Origin of the sequence: Pseudoruegeria sp. HB172150 (assembly GCF_013184805.1) — a bacterium.
Taxonomy (GTDB): Bacteria; Pseudomonadota; Alphaproteobacteria; order Rhodobacterales; family Rhodobacteraceae; genus Psychromarinibacter.
The window spans coordinates 126,428-140,556 of sequence record NZ_JAATNG010000007.1 but is presented as its reverse complement, the minus strand read 5'-3'; the positions used below and the strand labels follow the sequence as shown (position 1 = coordinate 140,556).

Sequence of the window (14,129 nt, the reverse complement as noted above, 5' to 3'; positions counted from 1 at the left end):
GCTCGCGGAGGGTGTAAATGTGACTTTGTTTTCCCGGTCGGATACGCCGTCCGGCCAGAAGGCGGACGGGAACGAACGGCTGGGTGACTCTGGCGCGCCGGGCGACAAACCGGGCACGACCCATACCAAACCTGCCAAACGCGGCTTCTTCGGCCTTTTCGGAGCCGGCCACATGCCGAGCGCCTCGGACCTGCAGGCGCAGGTGAAGCGTCTGGAGGCGGAGCTTCGCGAAAGCAGGACCCGCGCCCAGTTGCAGCATCGGCGCCTCGAACAGGCCGCCGACCTTGCGCAGCTCGGGTACTATGTCTGGGACTTCGTCGAACAGCGATGCGAATGCTGTTCGCCGCGCATGGCGGCCGCTTTCGGCCTGACCGTCGAGGAATTCTGCCGCAAGACCGCGAACGATCCGGACCAGGGGCGGTTCCTCATCTATCCCGACGACAGGGAGGCAATGGAGGAAGCCTACGCCCGGCTGCCGGAGGGCAAGCCGCGCGACATCGTCTATCGGACGCAGAAACCGGGCGACATGCGCTGGCTGCACGAAACCGCGACTCCTGTCTTCGACGAGAGCGGGCGGATGGTGAAGGTTCTCTATGCCGCCATCGACATCACCGAGCAGCGCGAGCGACAGGCCCGCGAGGCCGAGACCAAGCGTCTGGAAAGCCTTGGTCGGCTCAGCGGTGGCATTGCGCATGACTTCAACAACCTGCTGGCCGTGATCCTTGGCAATCTGGAACTGCTGCAGGACACGCAGCCCACCGCGGAACAGGCGAAACTGGTGGAGGAGGCCATTTCAGCCACGAACCGCGGCAGCGACCTGACGCGCAACATGCTCGGCTTCGCCCGCGCCGATCCGGACGGTCAGCGGCGCATCGACCTGAACCATGCGATTTCGGACATGCAACCGCTGCTGCGTCGCAGCCTGCCGGCGAACATCGATCTGACTTTCGATCTTGCGCCCGATCTGCCTTCGGTCGAGGCAGATCGCACTCTGGCGGGAAACGCGTTGCTGAACCTCGTCATCAATGCGCGTGACGCGATGCCAAAGGGCGGGCGCATCGACGTTGGTACCCGGACGATCGTGACGCCGGCGAAGGGGGACAATCCGGCAAGGCGCATCGTGGTTCTGACGGTCTCTGATACCGGCCGCGGTATCGACCCCGCCATCAGGGAGGATGTGTTCCGGCCGTTTTTCAGCACCAAGTCGTTGGCCACCAATAACGGGCTCGGACTGGCCGAGGTCAGGAACTTTGTCAAAAGTCTCGGCGGACGCGTGGAACTGGAATCCGAACCGGGGCGTGGCACGGAGTTCCGCCTCTACTTTCCCGCCGCCGAGGGTGTGGCACCCGCCGATGGTGACGATGACGGCACCGAGGCGCCTGTGCCGAAGCTGCGCCCTTTGCGTATCATGTTGGCCGAAGACGATGCCCAGGTCGGCGACGTCCTCGTCGCAATGCTGCGCAGCGAAGGGCACCATATCGTCCATGTTTCCGATGCCGCCGAGGCGCTGCGCCGCTTCGATGCGGACGGTCCCTTCGATCTGCTTCTGAGCGATGTCGTGATGCCGGGCGCAATGCGCGGCCCGGAACTGGTGCGGAAACTGCACGAGAGGCAGCCGGAGCTGCGGACGATCCTGATTTCCGGCTACCTGCCGGAGGAAAGCAACGCGGTGGCAGAGAAGGACGGTCTGCCCGTGCTGCTGAAGCCCGTCAACCGCGCCGCGCTGTTCACCGCCATCGCAGAGGCTCTCGCGGGTTCCGCTTGACCGTTTCGCGCCACGGCGTCACCAATTTCATGACGTCAGGGAGGGACGTATCATGACCGATTTCCACGCGGGCACGCGCGCCCTGATCACGGGCGGCACGCAGGGGCTGGGCTTTGCCATCGCGCAGGAACTTGTTGCGCAGGGTTGCCGCAGGGTGGTGGTGACCGGCCGCAACCCGCACCGAGGCGCCAAGGCTGCCGACGCGCTGCGCGAGACCGGGGCCGAGGCCTATTACCTGCAGGTCGACATGTCCGATGCCGACGCGGCGATCTACATGGTCGACAGCGCGGGCGAGCATATGGAGGGCGTCACCTCTCTGGTGAACTGCGCCGCGATGACGGACCGCGGTTCGATTCTCGACACCACGCCGGCGCTTTGGGATCAGATCCTGAACACCAACACCAAGGGACCGTTCTTTGCGCTGCAGCGTTTTGCCCAGCGCTGTATCGACGAGCGGATCCCCGGCACCTGCGTGAACATCCTGTCCATCGTGGTGCATTGCGGGCTGCCGTTCCTCGCGCCCTATTCGGCATCGAAGGCGGCGCTCCTGAACATTACCAAGAACTCCGCCGCCGCCCTGTCAAAGCACCGCATCCGGGTGAACGCGATCAATGTCGGCTGGATGGACACGCCCGGCGAGGACGTGATCCAGCAGAAATACCATGACCGCCCCGAAGGCTGGCTGGCCGATGTGGAGGCGAGCATGCCGTTCGGCATGCTGGTCAAGCCGGAGCACGTGGCGCGGCAGACGGCGTTCTTCCTTGGTCCGCAATCCGGTGTCGTCACCGGGTCGGTAATGGATTTCGACCAGCAGGTCGCGGGCGCCTATCCGGACACGAACGACGTCTGACAGGCCGCTTCGCCGGGCGCCGTCCAAAAAATCGGCATTTGACCCACATCAATTCCCCAAAGCGCGGCTGGTGCTAGACACGATCAGACGTCGTTTGTGGAGGCGGGTCATATGCGGATCACGAAGCGTACCAACCTGGCGATGCGGGTATTGATGTTCTGCGCGGTGAACAATGACCGGAACGTCACCAAGTCGCAGATCGCCGAAGGCTGCAATTCCTCGGAGAACCACTTGGGCCACGTGGTCAACCGGCTGGGCCAGTTGGGATATCTCGACACCATTCGCGGACGGCGCGGCGGTATCCGGCTTGGCCGTCCGGCAGGCCAGATCTCCGTCGGCGATGTGTTTCGCAACCTCGAAGCGGATGTGCCGGTCGTCGAATGCATGCAGATGGACGAGAACACCTGCCCGCTGGTCGGTGCCTGCCGGTTGCGCGGCTCCATCATGGAGGCGCTGGAGGCGTTCTATTCCCATCTCGATACAGTGACGCTGTCGGAACTGGTGGATTCCAATGACGGCCTCTGCCGCATCCTGCAGCAGACAGACGAAGTTACCATGGTCGCCTGCCGCTAGGGCGCATACCTGAAAGCCCTAAGGCGCGGCAATACAGACCCCCGGCACCAGGTACAGCATCTGTGGCTTGTCGCGATAGGCGCCGTCTTCCGGTTCCATCTCGGCCAGCTCTACGACCTCTTCAGGACAGGGCACCTCGACCTGCGGCGGCTGCACCAGCAGCACGTCGCGCCCGTCCGGCACATAGGGGTGTTTCTGCGCATAGTGATGCGGCGCACGTCCCTGCGGCGGGATCGCGTAGATCCCGATGCCGCTGTCGCGCCCGGTATAGAACAGGTCCGCCAGCACATCCCGGTTCTCGGCCACGATAGCGCCCACCCGCAGGTCCGTGGCGATATCCAGGATCGTCTCGCTCATCTCCGCCCGTCCGGTGTAGCGCGACAGCACCTGCTGCCCCCGGATCTTCAGTTGTTCCGGGAATAGCGTCAGCAGCGGCAGGACAACGCAGAAGAAACCGTTGATCGCGAAAGAGGCGATCATCCACCGCCGGTGCCTGCCCATCAGCCACGGCACCGCGACCAGAAGCCCCGCAATGTAGGCCGCCGCCGCCCAGTTGGCATAGGCGCGGCTCAGGAGCGCCTGCACGCAGACGATCAGCAGGATCGGGATCGAAAAGATCAGAAGGAATTGCGCCACCGGCGAGCGGCGCTTTGCCGTGGCCGCAACGATCAGCAGCGCGCTGAACAGGACCGGCCCGAACACCGCGAACTGCGACAGGAAGAACTCGGCCAGCGCGCCGGGATGCAGGCCTGCTCGCGAGCCGGGCGCGCGCACCCAGTCGGCGTTGTCGAGCGTATGCGACAGTGTCGAGAACCCGTTCAGAACGTTCCAGATCAGGTTCGGCAGGATCGTCACGGCGAAGACGCCCAGAAGGATGCCGATATGCCGCCGCGATGGCCGCGCTTCGTGGAACACCAGTGCCGCCAGCGCCGCGCAGATCGGGTAATAAATCGCCGCGTATTTGCCCAGGAACGCCAGCCCCAGCAGCAGCCCTGTCAGCACTGCGAACCTGGTTTCCTTCTTGTCCAGCAGCCGCAAATAGCAGGCCAACGATCCGGCAAGGAACGGAAACATGATCGTGTCGGTGGAGATCAGCAAACTCGCCAGCGCCACCATCGGCAGCGTCACGTAGCTGACCGCAACGAAGAACGCCGTGCGCCCGCCATAAAGCCGGTGCGCTATGCTGCCGATGATCATTGCCGTCGCGCCATGAAACAGCGGCCCCGGCAACCTCACCCAGAACGTCCCGTCGCTGAAGGCGGTGAAAAAGGCCAGAACCCAGCCGATCAGCGGCGGCTTGGAATAATAGCCAAAGGCCAGCTCCTCGCCCCACAGCCAGTACTGCGCCTCGTCCACGAACAGGTCGGTCCGGTTGAACGCCAGCAGCAGGACCCGCACCGCCGTAATTGCCAGAACCGCCAGGGCCGCCCGGCGCGGCCAGTCGCGGGTGTCAGGCGGCGTTACGTTTCTCTGCATAGATCAACCACAAATTCCGTCCGTAAATGAACACACCCAGCGACTGCCCAAGGATGAACACGGGGTCCTTCCTGTAGCAAGCGTAGAGGAACAGGATGATCCCGCCGCCGATGGAAAAGTACCAGAAGGCCAGCGGCACCACCGACTTGCGCTGCCGTTCGGATGCAATCCACTGCACCAGGAACCGCCCCATGAACAGAAGCTGCCCCGCCAGCCCGAAGACGACCCACCAGAATTCCGTCCAGCTGTGAACGTGCAGCCAGGTGAAAAGCGTTTCCATCATCACTCGTCCGCCTCGATTGGCGCGGTCTTCTTCCGGCGCCGGATCAGCCACGCCACGCCGAACAGGTCGTGGACCCCCACCAGCGCGCGCTGCAGGTTCGAATAATTCGACCGCCCCGCATGCCGCTCCCTGTGGGCGACGTCGACCAGCACCACTTCCCAGCCGTCGCGCTTGAACAGCGCCGGCAGATAGCGGTGCATGTGATCGAAATAGGGAAGCCGCAGGAACGCGTCGCGCCGGAACCCCTTCAGCCCGCAGCCGGTATCCCGCGTGCCGTCCTTCAGCATCCACGCCCGCAGCCCGTTGGCAAAGCGAGAGCCGAACCGTTTCGACCAAGTATCCTGTCGGTTCACCCGCTGCCCAGCGACCAGCCCGATCCGCCCGGTGGTGTCGGCAAGCAGCGGTCCCCAGAGCTTCGGCAACTCCGAAGGCGGGTTCTGCCCGTCGCCGTCCAGCGTGCAGACGATGGGCGCGGCCGCGGCCAGCACACCGGAGTGAACCGCCGCACTCTGCCCGCCGGACGCGGCATGGCGCACCAGTCGCACCTGCGGGTGCTCTGTGCCCAGTTGGGTGGCGCGCGCGACGGTCCCGTCGGTCGAGCCGTCATCGACCACAATCACCTCGTAGCTGTCCAGCGCCGCGCAGGCATCGACGATATCCTCCACCAGCGGGCGGATGTTCTCCGCCTCGTTCCGCATCGGAATGACGATGGATACCAAAGCCATGAACGGCTCCACTCGCGCCTAGGGTGGAAACGTTAAACAGAATAGGCCGTGGCTTGTCCACAGCGGCACTTGGCAAGATTCGTTAAGGCGATCTAAAGACTCCTCGCCCACACTGCGCCCATGGGGCGAAGGAGTGATCCGTCATGCATCAGCAAGTTGTCGAAACCCTGGATCTGCCTTTGGGGCAGGAAACGTTTTTTGCGGATACGCTCTGCTCGCTTGCCGGCGGGCTGGAGGACTCGGTCGGATTGAAGGGCGCGTCGACCTTCATTTCCGAGGTCGGGTCCGAGATCGGCGAGGGCATCAGCGAACAGTACACCGATGCCATCGGCACGCGGGCCTGGACCGGGGAGCAGGTGGCGGAGGTCCTCGTAGACCTCAAACGCCGGATCGGCGGAGACTTCCGTGTCGAGTCGGTGACCGAGGATGAAATCGTCCTGACCAACCTGCGCTGCCCGTTTGCGACCAGAGTGCGCGGGCGCCCGTCGCTTTGCATGATGACGACCACCGTCTTCGGGACCGTTGCCGCCCGTGCCACCGGCTATGCGGCGGTACGGATCGACAAGGCAATTGCGTTGGGGCACCCGGCCTGCCGGGTAGAGGTGCGGTTGAAGCGTGATGAATGCCAGGACGGGTACGAATTCTTCGCTGAGTGATCGTGACGTCGGACTGCTGCGGGCGCTGATTGGCGCGATGCCACTGCCAACGGTCCTCCTGGATCGGGCCGGTACGGTCGTCGCCCTCAGCCGCAGCGCCGAACCGCGGCATTTGCCCGACGGCTGTGTCGAGGGGGCGTGTCTGCCTGACCTGCTGGGCGGCGACGACCACGGTCTGCGCCACAGGATGGAGCGCGCGCTGCGCAGCACCGTCCCGCAGACGGCCCCGCTGATAGTCGGCGGCGCGTTGCGGCCGTTCCGCCTGTCCGGGCTGCGCCATGGTGACTCATACCTGATCCTGCAGGCAGATCCCGAAACTGCGAGCCTCGGCGACCGTCTGGTGCACCGGCGGGAAGCTGCGCGCCTGAAGACATCGCTTCGCATAAGCGAAAACCAGCGGCTAAGGCTGGAATCCGAGGCGGAGCGGTTGGAATACGCGGCTCATCGCGACGGCAGGACCGGGCTTTACAACGCCATGGCGTTCGAACGGATGGTCGGCGCCGCGCTTCGGGGGCACGACCCGCGCGGCGTTATGGTCTACCTGGATCTCGACGGGTTCAAGAAGGTCAACGACCGCCACGGACATGCGGCCGGGGATGCGGTGCTTGCGGTCGTCGCGCAGCGGCTGTGCGACGCGGTGCGCGACACCGACATCGTCGCCCGGCTCGGTGGCGATGAATTCGCGGTCTGGCTGAAGCCCGGGACGGCTGCGTTCGATCCCGCCGTTCCGGAACGGATCGCCGCCAGTATCCGCCCGCCGATCCCGTTGCAAAGCGCTGCTTCGGGCGACATCACGGTATGCGTCGGTGTATCGCTGGGGATTGCACGGGCGCCCGAGGATACCACCGATGTTGAGTCCCTGATTCGAATCGCCAACAGCCGAATGTACCTGGACAAGCGCGCCGCCGCCGTGCGCGGACCACGTCAGAGCCGGCGCGCCTGAGCTATCGCTTCAGCGTGTCGCCCAGCTGCAGCGTCGGCGTCAGAACGATCCGCTCGCCGCCGCCATCCTCTGCCTCGGCGCGTTCCGCGACGATCCGCGCCGCCTCGCGCCCGATCTCGGCGCGGCAGGCATCCATCGTGGCCAGCCGCTTCGGCAGCCCGTCAAGCAGGCGTACGCCGTTGAAACCGGCAAGCCCGACCTGCCCGGGCACGTCGATGCCCTTGTCGAGGCAGTACATCAGCCCGCCGGCGCCGATCATGTCGTTGGAGTAATAAAGGAAATCAAGATCCGGAGAGCGGGTGAGGATGGTCTCGGTCATCTCGCGCCCCTTCACCAGAGCCGATCCGCCTTCGTAGAATTCCTGGTCCGCAACCTCCAGCCCTTCCTTGGCCAGCGCCTCGGTGAACCCTTCAAAGCGTTTCCGCGCGCGGTGATCCAGCGGCATCTTGGTGCCGAGAAAGCCGATTTTCTTGTAGCCCTGCGTCACGATCGCCTTCGCCATCTCACGGCCCGCACGGCGGTGCGAAATGCCGACCATCGCGTCGACCGGTTCGCCGTCGGTATCCATGATCTCGACGATCGGGATCCGTGCCGCCATCAGCATCGCGCGGCTGGCATCGGAATGCTCTAGCCCGGCCAGGATCACGCCGGAGGGCCGCCACGAGAGCATCTCGTACAGCACCTTTTCCTCGCGCTCGGGCTTGTAGTTGGTCACGCCGACCACCGGCTGCAGCGGCGTTTCGTCCAGCACCTCGGACACGCCTGACAGCACCTCCGGGAACACCAGGTTCTGCAGCGATGGGATGATCACAGCCACAAGGTTCACCCGCTGCGAGGCCAGCGCGCCGGCGATCTTGTTGGGAACATATCCGAGGTCCCGCGCCGCCTGCAGAACCTTTTCCCGCGTCGCCTTGCTCACATCGCCGCGGTTGCGCAGCACCCGGCTGACGGTCATTTCGCTGACACCGGAGGCAAGGGAAACGTCGCGCAGGGTCAAGGGGCGGTTTGCATTCGCGATGTCGTCGTTGGACACAGATACCTCTCCGAACGCGGGGACTGCCTGAGGTTAGCGGCAGAACCGGGAAATTATCAAGACGGCGCCGCGCGATCGCGGGGGAAGTGTGACAAAGCAGGCGACCGGACCGGGCGCCGGCTGCGGGCCCGGGGTCGGGGCCTCGAAGGCGCGGCCGCTGACTAACGCGCGTCCCGCCTAAAACGGCACCTTCGCCTTGAACGTCACGCCGGCGCCGCCGTCCGGATGCCGCAGCCGCAGGCTCTCCGAATGCAGCATCAGCCGCGGAAAGTCCCGCGCCTCCCCGGTGGCATAGAACGGATCCCCAAGGATCGGATGCCCCAGTTCGCGCATATGAACCCGCAGCTGGTGGCTGCGCCCGGTATGCGGCATCAGCCGCACCCGCGTCGTCTGATCCTCGTAGCGCAGCACGCGCCAGTCGGTCTGCGCCGGGCGCCCGTTCTCGTGGTCCACCATCTGCAGCGGCCGGTTCGGCCAGTCCACGATCAGCGGCAGGTCCACTGTGCCGGTCTTCGGCTCCAGCCGGCCCCAGAGACGGGCGACATAAGTCTTTTTCAACTGCCGCTTCTCGAATTGCAGCCCCAGATGCCGCTGCGCCGGCTGCGTCAGGGCAAAGACCATCACGCCGGATGTGTCGCGGTCCAGCCGGTGTACCAGCAGCGCCTCGGGAAAGGCCGCCTGCACCCGCGTCAGCAGGCAGTCGGACAGGTGTTCCCCCTTGCCGGGTACCGAAAGCAGGCCCGACGGTTTGTCCACCACGAGGATCTCGTGATCGGCATGCAGTACCTCCAGCGGCACGTCGGGCGGATTGTAGGCATCCATGCCCCGGCCCTAGCCGGAACCCGGGCGGCAGGCAACCGGGGGCTCAGCCGATCTGGCCGGCGAAGACCGCACCAAGGATCGTCGCCAGTTCGCGCGCGTCGGTCTCATCGAAGGCGTCGGGCCGGTCGCTGTCGATGTCCAGCACCGCGATCAGCTCGCCGCTGCGGTTCCAGACCGGCAGCACGATTTCCGACTTGGTGGAACTGGCGCAGGCGATATGTCCCGGGAAGGCTTCCACGTCGGGCACCAGCTGCACCTCGCCGGTCCGCGCCGCCGCGCCGCACACGCCTCGGTCGAACGGGATCACAAGGCAGCCGTGACCGCCCTGATACGGCCCGATCTTCAGCATCCCCGGCTCTGTCACGCGGTAAAACCCGGTCCAGTCAAACCGGTCATCCGCATGGTGCAGCTCGCAGACCACAGTGGCCATCAGCGCGACCGCGTCGGTCTCGCCTTCGGTCAGCGAGGCGATGGTCTTCGATATCGCCGGATAGTCGATCCGCATTCCGCGCTCCTTGGCTGGCCGGAGAGGGGGCTGTCTGCCCCCGCCACCCTGCGGGTGGCCCCCCGAGGATATTTCCAGCCAGAAGAAGGGTCCAGAGCCACTGGGCGCCGGATACGCAATGGTAAGAATTGCGCTCTAATCTATACCGCGTGCCAATCAGGAGGTGCCCCGTGAACCTGCAGGCGGATGCCATCGGCGAGATACTGGTGATCCGGGTATGCGAACCCCGGATCGACGCGGCGGTGGCCGTGGAGTTCAAGGACATGTTCCGCGAAATGGCGGTCGAGGTGCCGCCGCGTGTGCTGCTCGACCTCAGCCAGGTCGATTTCGTGGACAGCAGCGGCCTTGGCGCCATCGTCGCGGCGATGAAGCATCTCGCGCCGGATCGGCTTCTGGAACTCGCCGGCCTGACGCCGATTGTCGAGAAGGTGTTCAGCCTGACCAAGATGGACAGCGTCTTTCCGATCCATGCCGACGTGGCCAGCGCCTGTGGCGGCGCTGCGACGGATGCGTCCTGAGGGCTGCCCTGCGAATGGTTGCCTGCCGGAGGCGGAGAGCTTGCGGCTGAAGCCGCTGTTGCGGGATGTGCGGCGCGCAATCGAACAGCTGACAGAGGGCTGGCGCGGCGGCGGGGCGAGCGGGCCACTGCTGATGCGGGCGGAACTGGTGGCGGCGGAGGTTCTGACCAACGTGGTGGAACACGGCTTTGCCGGCGGGCACGATGGCGAGATCGAGGTTGTGTCGCATGCTTCGGACAAAGCCGTAATCCTGCTGGTGCGCGATAATGGCGGGCCGATGCCCGGCGGCGCAGCGCCCTGCGGGCTGGCGCCGGAAATTCCCGAGACAACAGAGGAACTGCCCGAGGGCGGGTTCGGCTGGTACCTGATCCGCAGCCTGACGCATCGGCTGGATTACTGTCGACGGGACGGCTGCAACTGCCTGTGCGTCGAGATACGCGAAGAGGATGGCAACGACAGGCCCGCACGGCGCTGCGCGGCCGGAGATGTCCGCGCGGAGCCGGGCTGATGCGCCGGCCCGGCGCGCGGCGGATCGGAAGCGCGGCATTAACACTTGCGGCAACCGCGTGCCATTTGCAGCCCGATGCCCTGAAATTACCCCGCGACGGTCCAACGCCGGCCCGGTTGCCGGGCGACAAGGAACCTGTAGCTGCATGGCTTCACCCGGCGCCGCGCCGTCATAGCCCCCACCCAGTGCGCGGCGTCGGGTTCGATCCTTCCGACAGATCAGGCCCTCGAAACCCGGTTTCCCCCGCCCGGATTGCGCATTAGCTTACGGCGCAGCCAGCAGGGAGCCCCATGCGCACTTTCCAACGTCCCGGCCGTTCGCCGGTCTTCGCCGAGAACGGCCTTTGCGCCACCTCGCATCCGCTTGCGGCCAAAGCCGCCGTCTCGATACTCGAACAGGGTGGCAACGCGGTCGACGCCGCGATTGCGGGCGCGGTGCTGCTGGGCATCTGCGAACCGCAGATGACCGGCATCGGCGGCGACTGTTTCGCACTGGTCAAGCCAGCCGGGGACGAGCGGATCGTTGCGCTGAACGGGTCGGGCCGCGCACCCGCCGCACTGTCCGCCGAAGCGATGCGCGAGGCGGGCCTTACCACCATCCCGCTGGACCGGCCCGAGGCCGTCACCATACCCGGCGCCATCGACGCCTTCTGCCGCCTGTCGGACGATTTCGGCCTGAAGGGCTTGGACGAAGTACTGGCCCCGGCGATCCATTATGCCGAGGCCGGCGTGCCCGTCGCGCCGCGCGTGGCGCTGGACTGGGCCGAAGCCGCAGGCGACCTGCAGGGCGAAGCCCGGAAATACTACCTGTGCAAGGACGGCAAGCCGCCGCGCCCGGGCATCCTGTTCCGCCATCCGCGCCAGGCCGAGGTGCTGCGCCGGATCGCAGTCGGGGGCCGAGCCGGTTTCTACGAAGGTGAGGTGGCAGAGGACATGGTCGCCGCGCTCACCGCTCTGGGCGGCTGCCACACGCTGGAGGATTTCGCGGCCACCGCCTGCGACTACGGCGATCCGGTGAGCGGCGACTATCGCGGCACGGACCTCGTGGAGCATCCGCCCAATGGTCAGGGCGCCACTGCCATCCTGCTCGCCAACATCCTCTCCGAGTTCGACCTCGCCTCCCTCGACCCATTCGGCGCGCAGCGCGCGCATATCGAGACCGAGGCGTCGAAACTGGCCTACGACGCGCGCAACCGCTTCATGGCCGATGCCGATCACATGACCCGGCTGGCCCATATGCTGGACCCGGCCACGGCGAAGAAACTCGCGGCTCTGATCGACCCCGGCAAGGCCGCGCCGAACCCGGCCGCGCTGTCGGAAGCGGTCCACAAGGACACGATCTACATCACGGTCATCGACCGTGACCACATGGCGGTGTCGCTGATCTACTCGATCTTCCACAGCTTCGGCTCCGGCATCGCGTCGGAGAAATACGGCATCCTGCTACAGAACCGCGGCGCCGGGTTCACGCTGGAGGCGGGTCATCCGAACGAGGCGGCGGGCGGCAAACGCCCGATGCACACGATCATTCCCGGAATGCTGCGGCGCGATGGGCGGCTCGATACCGCCTTCGGCGTGATGGGCGGACAGTACCAGTCCTGCGGCCACGCGCGGTTCCTGTCGAACATGGTGGATTTCGGGATGGACCCGCAGGCCGCCATCGACGGCCCGCGCCTGTTCTCCCGCCCCGGCGGCGCGCTGGAGGTCGAGGATGGATATACCGACGCGGTCCGCCAGGCGCTGGCCGACAAGGGGCACGACATCACCCGCGCGCCCGTCGGCATCGGCGGCGCCCAGGCGATCCGCATCCACCACGATATCGGCGTGCTCGAGGGCGGGTCCGACCCGCGCAAGGACGGCTGCGCGCTGGGCTACTGAAGGAGACAGACCATGCCGCTTCGCCCCGTCAAGGAACTCGTCGCCGAGGCCAAGAACCGCATCCGCAGCCTCTCGGTCGAGGAGGCGCAGCAGCAGGCCGAGGCCGGAGAGATCCTTCTCGTCGACATCCGGGACATCCGCGAACTGCAGCGCGACGGTCGCATTCCCGGCGCCTTCCACGCGCCGCGCGGCATGCTGGAATTCTGGATCGACCCCGCCTCGCCCTATCACAAGCCGCCGCTGGCGACCGACAGGACGCTGGTGCTGTTCTGCGCCAGTTCCTGGCGCTCGGCCATTTCAGCCGATCAGCTGCAGCAGATGGGCGCCGACAACATCGCCGAGATGCAGGGGGGGTTCAGCGCCTGGCGCGAGGCCGGGCTGCCAGTCGACAAGGAAGGCTGAGCCGCACCGCGGCTCAGTTCAGCTGCACCTGCAGCGGATAGTGCCCATCCTCGAAATCCCCGAACAGGTCGGGCAGGTCGGGATGATCCACAGGTTCGCCTGAATAATCGGCCACCAGGTTCTGTTCCGAAACATAAGCAACGTAATAGCTGTTATCGTTTTCAGCCAGAAGATGATAGAACGGCTGGTCCCTCGCGGGACGGCTGTCCTCCGGAATTGCCCGGTACCATTCCTCAGTATTGGAAAACATCGCATCAACATCAAAAACAACACCGCGAAAAGGGTGTTTTTTATGACGGACAACCTGTCCTAATGCGTATTTAGCGCGTGTCTTAAACATAGTAATTCGCCCCCGTTACCCTTGTTCCTAGACAAAACCGGCGGGTGTTGTCCACGCAGTTGCCCGGAAATTCGGGGAAACAGTGTGTGAAGCCGTGTCCGACAGTCGGCCTGCCGCCCCGCGGGGCAGCCTGCCCGTCGCTGCGGCGCGGCGGAAAACGGCAAGCCCGCGGATTTGTTATCTGCGCTGTCGGAATTGCCGTTTCAACGCCCGTAAGTTTCGGATATACCTGTGGATAAAATAAGAAACAGAGGGGCAGATGAGCAGGGCCCTCCGAGTACTCATACTCCTGGCTTTCGTCGCGTCATGCGGCGGCGGCGGGAGCGTCCGGCCGCCGCGCCACCTGGATGACGCATGTTCGATCTTGCGGCAACGTCCGGATTTCAAGAAGGCGTTCGACCGGACCGAGCGGCGCTGGGGCGTGCCCGTGCACGTCCAGATGTCGATCATCTACCACGAATCGAAATTCGAGGGCGACGCGCGCACACCGCTGCAGTTCGCGCTGGGCGTCATTCCGATGGGACGGCAAAGCTCGGCCTACGGTTATTCCCAGGCGCTAGACGCCACGTGGGAGGAATACCAGAACGGTCCGGGCAAGCGGCGGGCAAAGCGCGACGATATCCGTGACGCCACCGATTTCATCGGCTGGTATCTGAACGAAAGCGCGCGCGACCTGCGTATTTCCAAGCTCGACGCCCGCAACCAGTATCTCGCCTATCACGAGGGGCGCGCCGGCTTTGCCCGGGGAAGCCACAACCGCAAGTCCTGGCTGCTGGCCTACGCGGACCGGGTCCAGGACCGCGCGCTGGTTTACGAGATTCAGCTCAACCGCTGCCGCAGATAGGGCCGGGGC

17 protein-coding genes are annotated in these 14,129 nt (G+C 65.4%); 10 read left to right on the top strand and 7 right to left on the bottom strand.

Annotated elements, in window-relative coordinates:
* The first annotated feature begins 19 nt into the window (after positions 1 to 19).
* The 3 genes from HCO70_RS22555 (at position 20) to HCO70_RS22545 (ending at position 3,188) form a co-directional block, all read left to right on the top strand.
* Complete coding sequence (locus HCO70_RS22555; RefSeq protein ID WP_172300160.1) at positions 20 to 1,765, top strand: ATP-binding protein; 1,746 nt, start codon at positions 20 to 22, stop codon at positions 1,763 to 1,765.
* Between the two features lie 52 nt (positions 1,766 to 1,817).
* Positions 1,818 to 2,615, top strand: coding sequence for an SDR family oxidoreductase (locus tag HCO70_RS22550; RefSeq protein WP_172300159.1), 798 nt, complete (start codon positions 1,818 to 1,820; stop codon positions 2,613 to 2,615).
* Between the two features lie 111 nt (positions 2,616 to 2,726).
* Positions 2,727 to 3,188: an Rrf2 family transcriptional regulator gene (locus tag HCO70_RS22545; RefSeq protein WP_172300158.1), complete on the top strand. Its 462-nt coding sequence runs from the start codon at positions 2,727 to 2,729 to the stop codon at positions 3,186 to 3,188.
* A gap of 18 nt (positions 3,189 to 3,206) precedes the next feature.
* On the opposite strand, the gene HCO70_RS22540 is transcribed toward HCO70_RS22545, so the two are convergent.
* Genes HCO70_RS22540 through HCO70_RS22530 form a run of 3 tightly spaced genes read right to left on the bottom strand, consistent with a single transcriptional unit; the run spans position 3,207 to position 5,672 of the window.
* Positions 3,207 to 4,664: a glycosyltransferase family 39 protein gene (locus HCO70_RS22540; protein ID WP_172300157.1), complete on the bottom strand. Its 1,458-nt coding sequence runs from the start codon at positions 4,662 to 4,664 to the stop codon at positions 3,207 to 3,209.
* Positions 4,639 to 4,947 (bottom strand): lipid-A-disaccharide synthase N-terminal domain-containing protein, encoded by a 309-nt coding sequence (locus HCO70_RS22535; protein ID WP_172300156.1) that lies wholly within the window; start codon positions 4,945 to 4,947, stop codon positions 4,639 to 4,641. Before HCO70_RS22535 ends, HCO70_RS22540 begins: the two co-directional genes overlap by 26 nt.
* Positions 4,947 to 5,672, bottom strand: coding sequence for a glycosyltransferase family 2 protein (locus tag HCO70_RS22530; protein ID WP_172300155.1), 726 nt, complete (start codon positions 5,670 to 5,672; stop codon positions 4,947 to 4,949). The genes HCO70_RS22535 and HCO70_RS22530 overlap by 1 nt, the downstream gene beginning before the upstream one ends.
* 143 nt (positions 5,673 to 5,815) lie before the next feature.
* Here HCO70_RS22530 and HCO70_RS22525 point away from each other — a divergent pair, with 143 nt between their 5' ends.
* Together HCO70_RS22525 and HCO70_RS22520 are read left to right on the top strand one after the other, a co-directional pair.
* On the top strand, positions 5,816 to 6,328 hold the full coding sequence (locus HCO70_RS22525; RefSeq protein WP_172300154.1) for a methanogen output domain 1-containing protein: 513 nt from the start codon (positions 5,816 to 5,818) through the stop codon (positions 6,326 to 6,328).
* Positions 6,329 to 6,365: 37 nt separating this feature from the next.
* Positions 6,366 to 7,271: a GGDEF domain-containing protein gene (locus HCO70_RS22520; RefSeq protein ID WP_305849444.1), complete on the top strand. Its 906-nt coding sequence runs from the start codon at positions 6,366 to 6,368 to the stop codon at positions 7,269 to 7,271.
* Position 7,272: 1 nt separating this feature from the next.
* Here the strand turns inward: HCO70_RS22520 and HCO70_RS22515 are convergent, their stop codons facing one another.
* The 3 genes from HCO70_RS22515 to HCO70_RS22505 all read right to left on the bottom strand — a co-directional run bounded on the left by HCO70_RS22515 (position 7,273) and on the right by HCO70_RS22505 (position 9,631).
* On the bottom strand, positions 7,273 to 8,304 hold the full coding sequence (locus tag HCO70_RS22515) for a LacI family DNA-binding transcriptional regulator (RefSeq protein ID WP_172300152.1): 1,032 nt from the start codon (positions 8,302 to 8,304) through the stop codon (positions 7,273 to 7,275).
* A gap of 177 nt (positions 8,305 to 8,481) precedes the next feature.
* Positions 8,482 to 9,126 carry an RluA family pseudouridine synthase gene (locus tag HCO70_RS22510; protein WP_172300151.1) on the bottom strand — a complete coding sequence of 215 codons (645 nt, stop codon included), beginning with the start codon at positions 9,124 to 9,126 and terminating at the stop codon, positions 8,482 to 8,484.
* 43 nt (positions 9,127 to 9,169) lie between these two features.
* Positions 9,170 to 9,631, bottom strand: coding sequence for a GAF domain-containing protein (locus tag HCO70_RS22505; protein WP_172300150.1), 462 nt, complete (start codon positions 9,629 to 9,631; stop codon positions 9,170 to 9,172).
* 170 nt (positions 9,632 to 9,801) lie between these two features.
* On the opposite strand from HCO70_RS22505, the gene HCO70_RS22500 reads away from it, so the two are divergent.
* From HCO70_RS22500 to HCO70_RS22485, 4 genes are all read left to right on the top strand, one after another.
* The gene (locus tag HCO70_RS22500) at positions 9,802 to 10,149 is read left to right on the top strand and encodes an anti-sigma factor antagonist (RefSeq protein WP_172300149.1); all 348 of its coding nucleotides are present in this window, start codon (positions 9,802 to 9,804) and stop codon (positions 10,147 to 10,149) included.
* A gap of 40 nt (positions 10,150 to 10,189) precedes the next feature.
* A complete protein-coding gene (locus HCO70_RS22495) occupies positions 10,190 to 10,657 on the top strand; it encodes an ATP-binding protein (RefSeq protein WP_172300148.1) in 468 nt (155 codons plus the stop codon).
* Between the two features lie 290 nt (positions 10,658 to 10,947).
* Positions 10,948 to 12,534, top strand: coding sequence for a gamma-glutamyltransferase family protein (locus HCO70_RS22490; RefSeq protein WP_172300147.1), 1,587 nt, complete (start codon positions 10,948 to 10,950; stop codon positions 12,532 to 12,534).
* A gap of 12 nt (positions 12,535 to 12,546) precedes the next feature.
* Complete coding sequence (locus HCO70_RS22485) at positions 12,547 to 12,936, top strand: rhodanese-like domain-containing protein (RefSeq protein WP_172300146.1); 390 nt, start codon at positions 12,547 to 12,549, stop codon at positions 12,934 to 12,936.
* A 13-nt stretch (positions 12,937 to 12,949) separates the two neighbouring features.
* On the opposite strand, the gene hspQ is transcribed toward HCO70_RS22485, so the two are convergent.
* Positions 12,950 to 13,276, bottom strand: a complete 327-nt coding sequence (gene hspQ, locus HCO70_RS22480) for a heat shock protein HspQ (RefSeq protein ID WP_172300145.1) — start codon at positions 13,274 to 13,276, stop codon at positions 12,950 to 12,952.
* A 259-nt stretch (positions 13,277 to 13,535) separates the two neighbouring features.
* Between hspQ and HCO70_RS22475 the strand changes: the two genes are divergently transcribed.
* A complete protein-coding gene (locus HCO70_RS22475; RefSeq protein WP_172300144.1) occupies positions 13,536 to 14,120 on the top strand; it encodes a lytic transglycosylase in 585 nt (194 codons plus the stop codon).
* The last annotated feature ends 9 nt before the right edge of the window (positions 14,121 to 14,129 follow it).

Coding starts and splice junctions, on each gene's coding strand:
- HCO70_RS22540 (WP_172300157.1), bottom strand. CDS start 4,664: ATGCAGAGAAACGTAACGCCGCCTGACACCCGCGACTGGCCGCGCCGG.
- HCO70_RS22505 (WP_172300150.1), bottom strand. CDS start 9,631: ATGCGGATCGACTATCCGGCGATATCGAAGACCATCGCCTCGCTGACC.
- HCO70_RS22485 (WP_172300146.1), top strand. CDS start 12,547: ATGCCGCTTCGCCCCGTCAAGGAACTCGTCGCCGAGGCCAAGAACCGC.
- HCO70_RS22520 (WP_305849444.1), top strand. CDS start 6,366: ATGCCACTGCCAACGGTCCTCCTGGATCGGGCCGGTACGGTCGTCGCC.
- HCO70_RS22530 (WP_172300155.1), bottom strand. CDS start 5,672: ATGGCTTTGGTATCCATCGTCATTCCGATGCGGAACGAGGCGGAGAAC.
- HCO70_RS22490 (WP_172300147.1), top strand. CDS start 10,948: ATGCGCACTTTCCAACGTCCCGGCCGTTCGCCGGTCTTCGCCGAGAAC.
- HCO70_RS22545 (WP_172300158.1), top strand. CDS start 2,727: ATGCGGATCACGAAGCGTACCAACCTGGCGATGCGGGTATTGATGTTC.
- HCO70_RS22550 (WP_172300159.1), top strand. CDS start 1,818: ATGACCGATTTCCACGCGGGCACGCGCGCCCTGATCACGGGCGGCACG.
- HCO70_RS22510 (WP_172300151.1), bottom strand. CDS start 9,126: ATGGATGCCTACAATCCGCCCGACGTGCCGCTGGAGGTACTGCATGCC.
- HCO70_RS22525 (WP_172300154.1), top strand. CDS start 5,816: ATGCATCAGCAAGTTGTCGAAACCCTGGATCTGCCTTTGGGGCAGGAA.
- HCO70_RS22475 (WP_172300144.1), top strand. CDS start 13,536: ATGAGCAGGGCCCTCCGAGTACTCATACTCCTGGCTTTCGTCGCGTCA.
- hspQ (WP_172300145.1), bottom strand. CDS start 13,276: ATGTTTAAGACACGCGCTAAATACGCATTAGGACAGGTTGTCCGTCAT.
- HCO70_RS22535 (WP_172300156.1), bottom strand. CDS start 4,947: ATGATGGAAACGCTTTTCACCTGGCTGCACGTTCACAGCTGGACGGAA.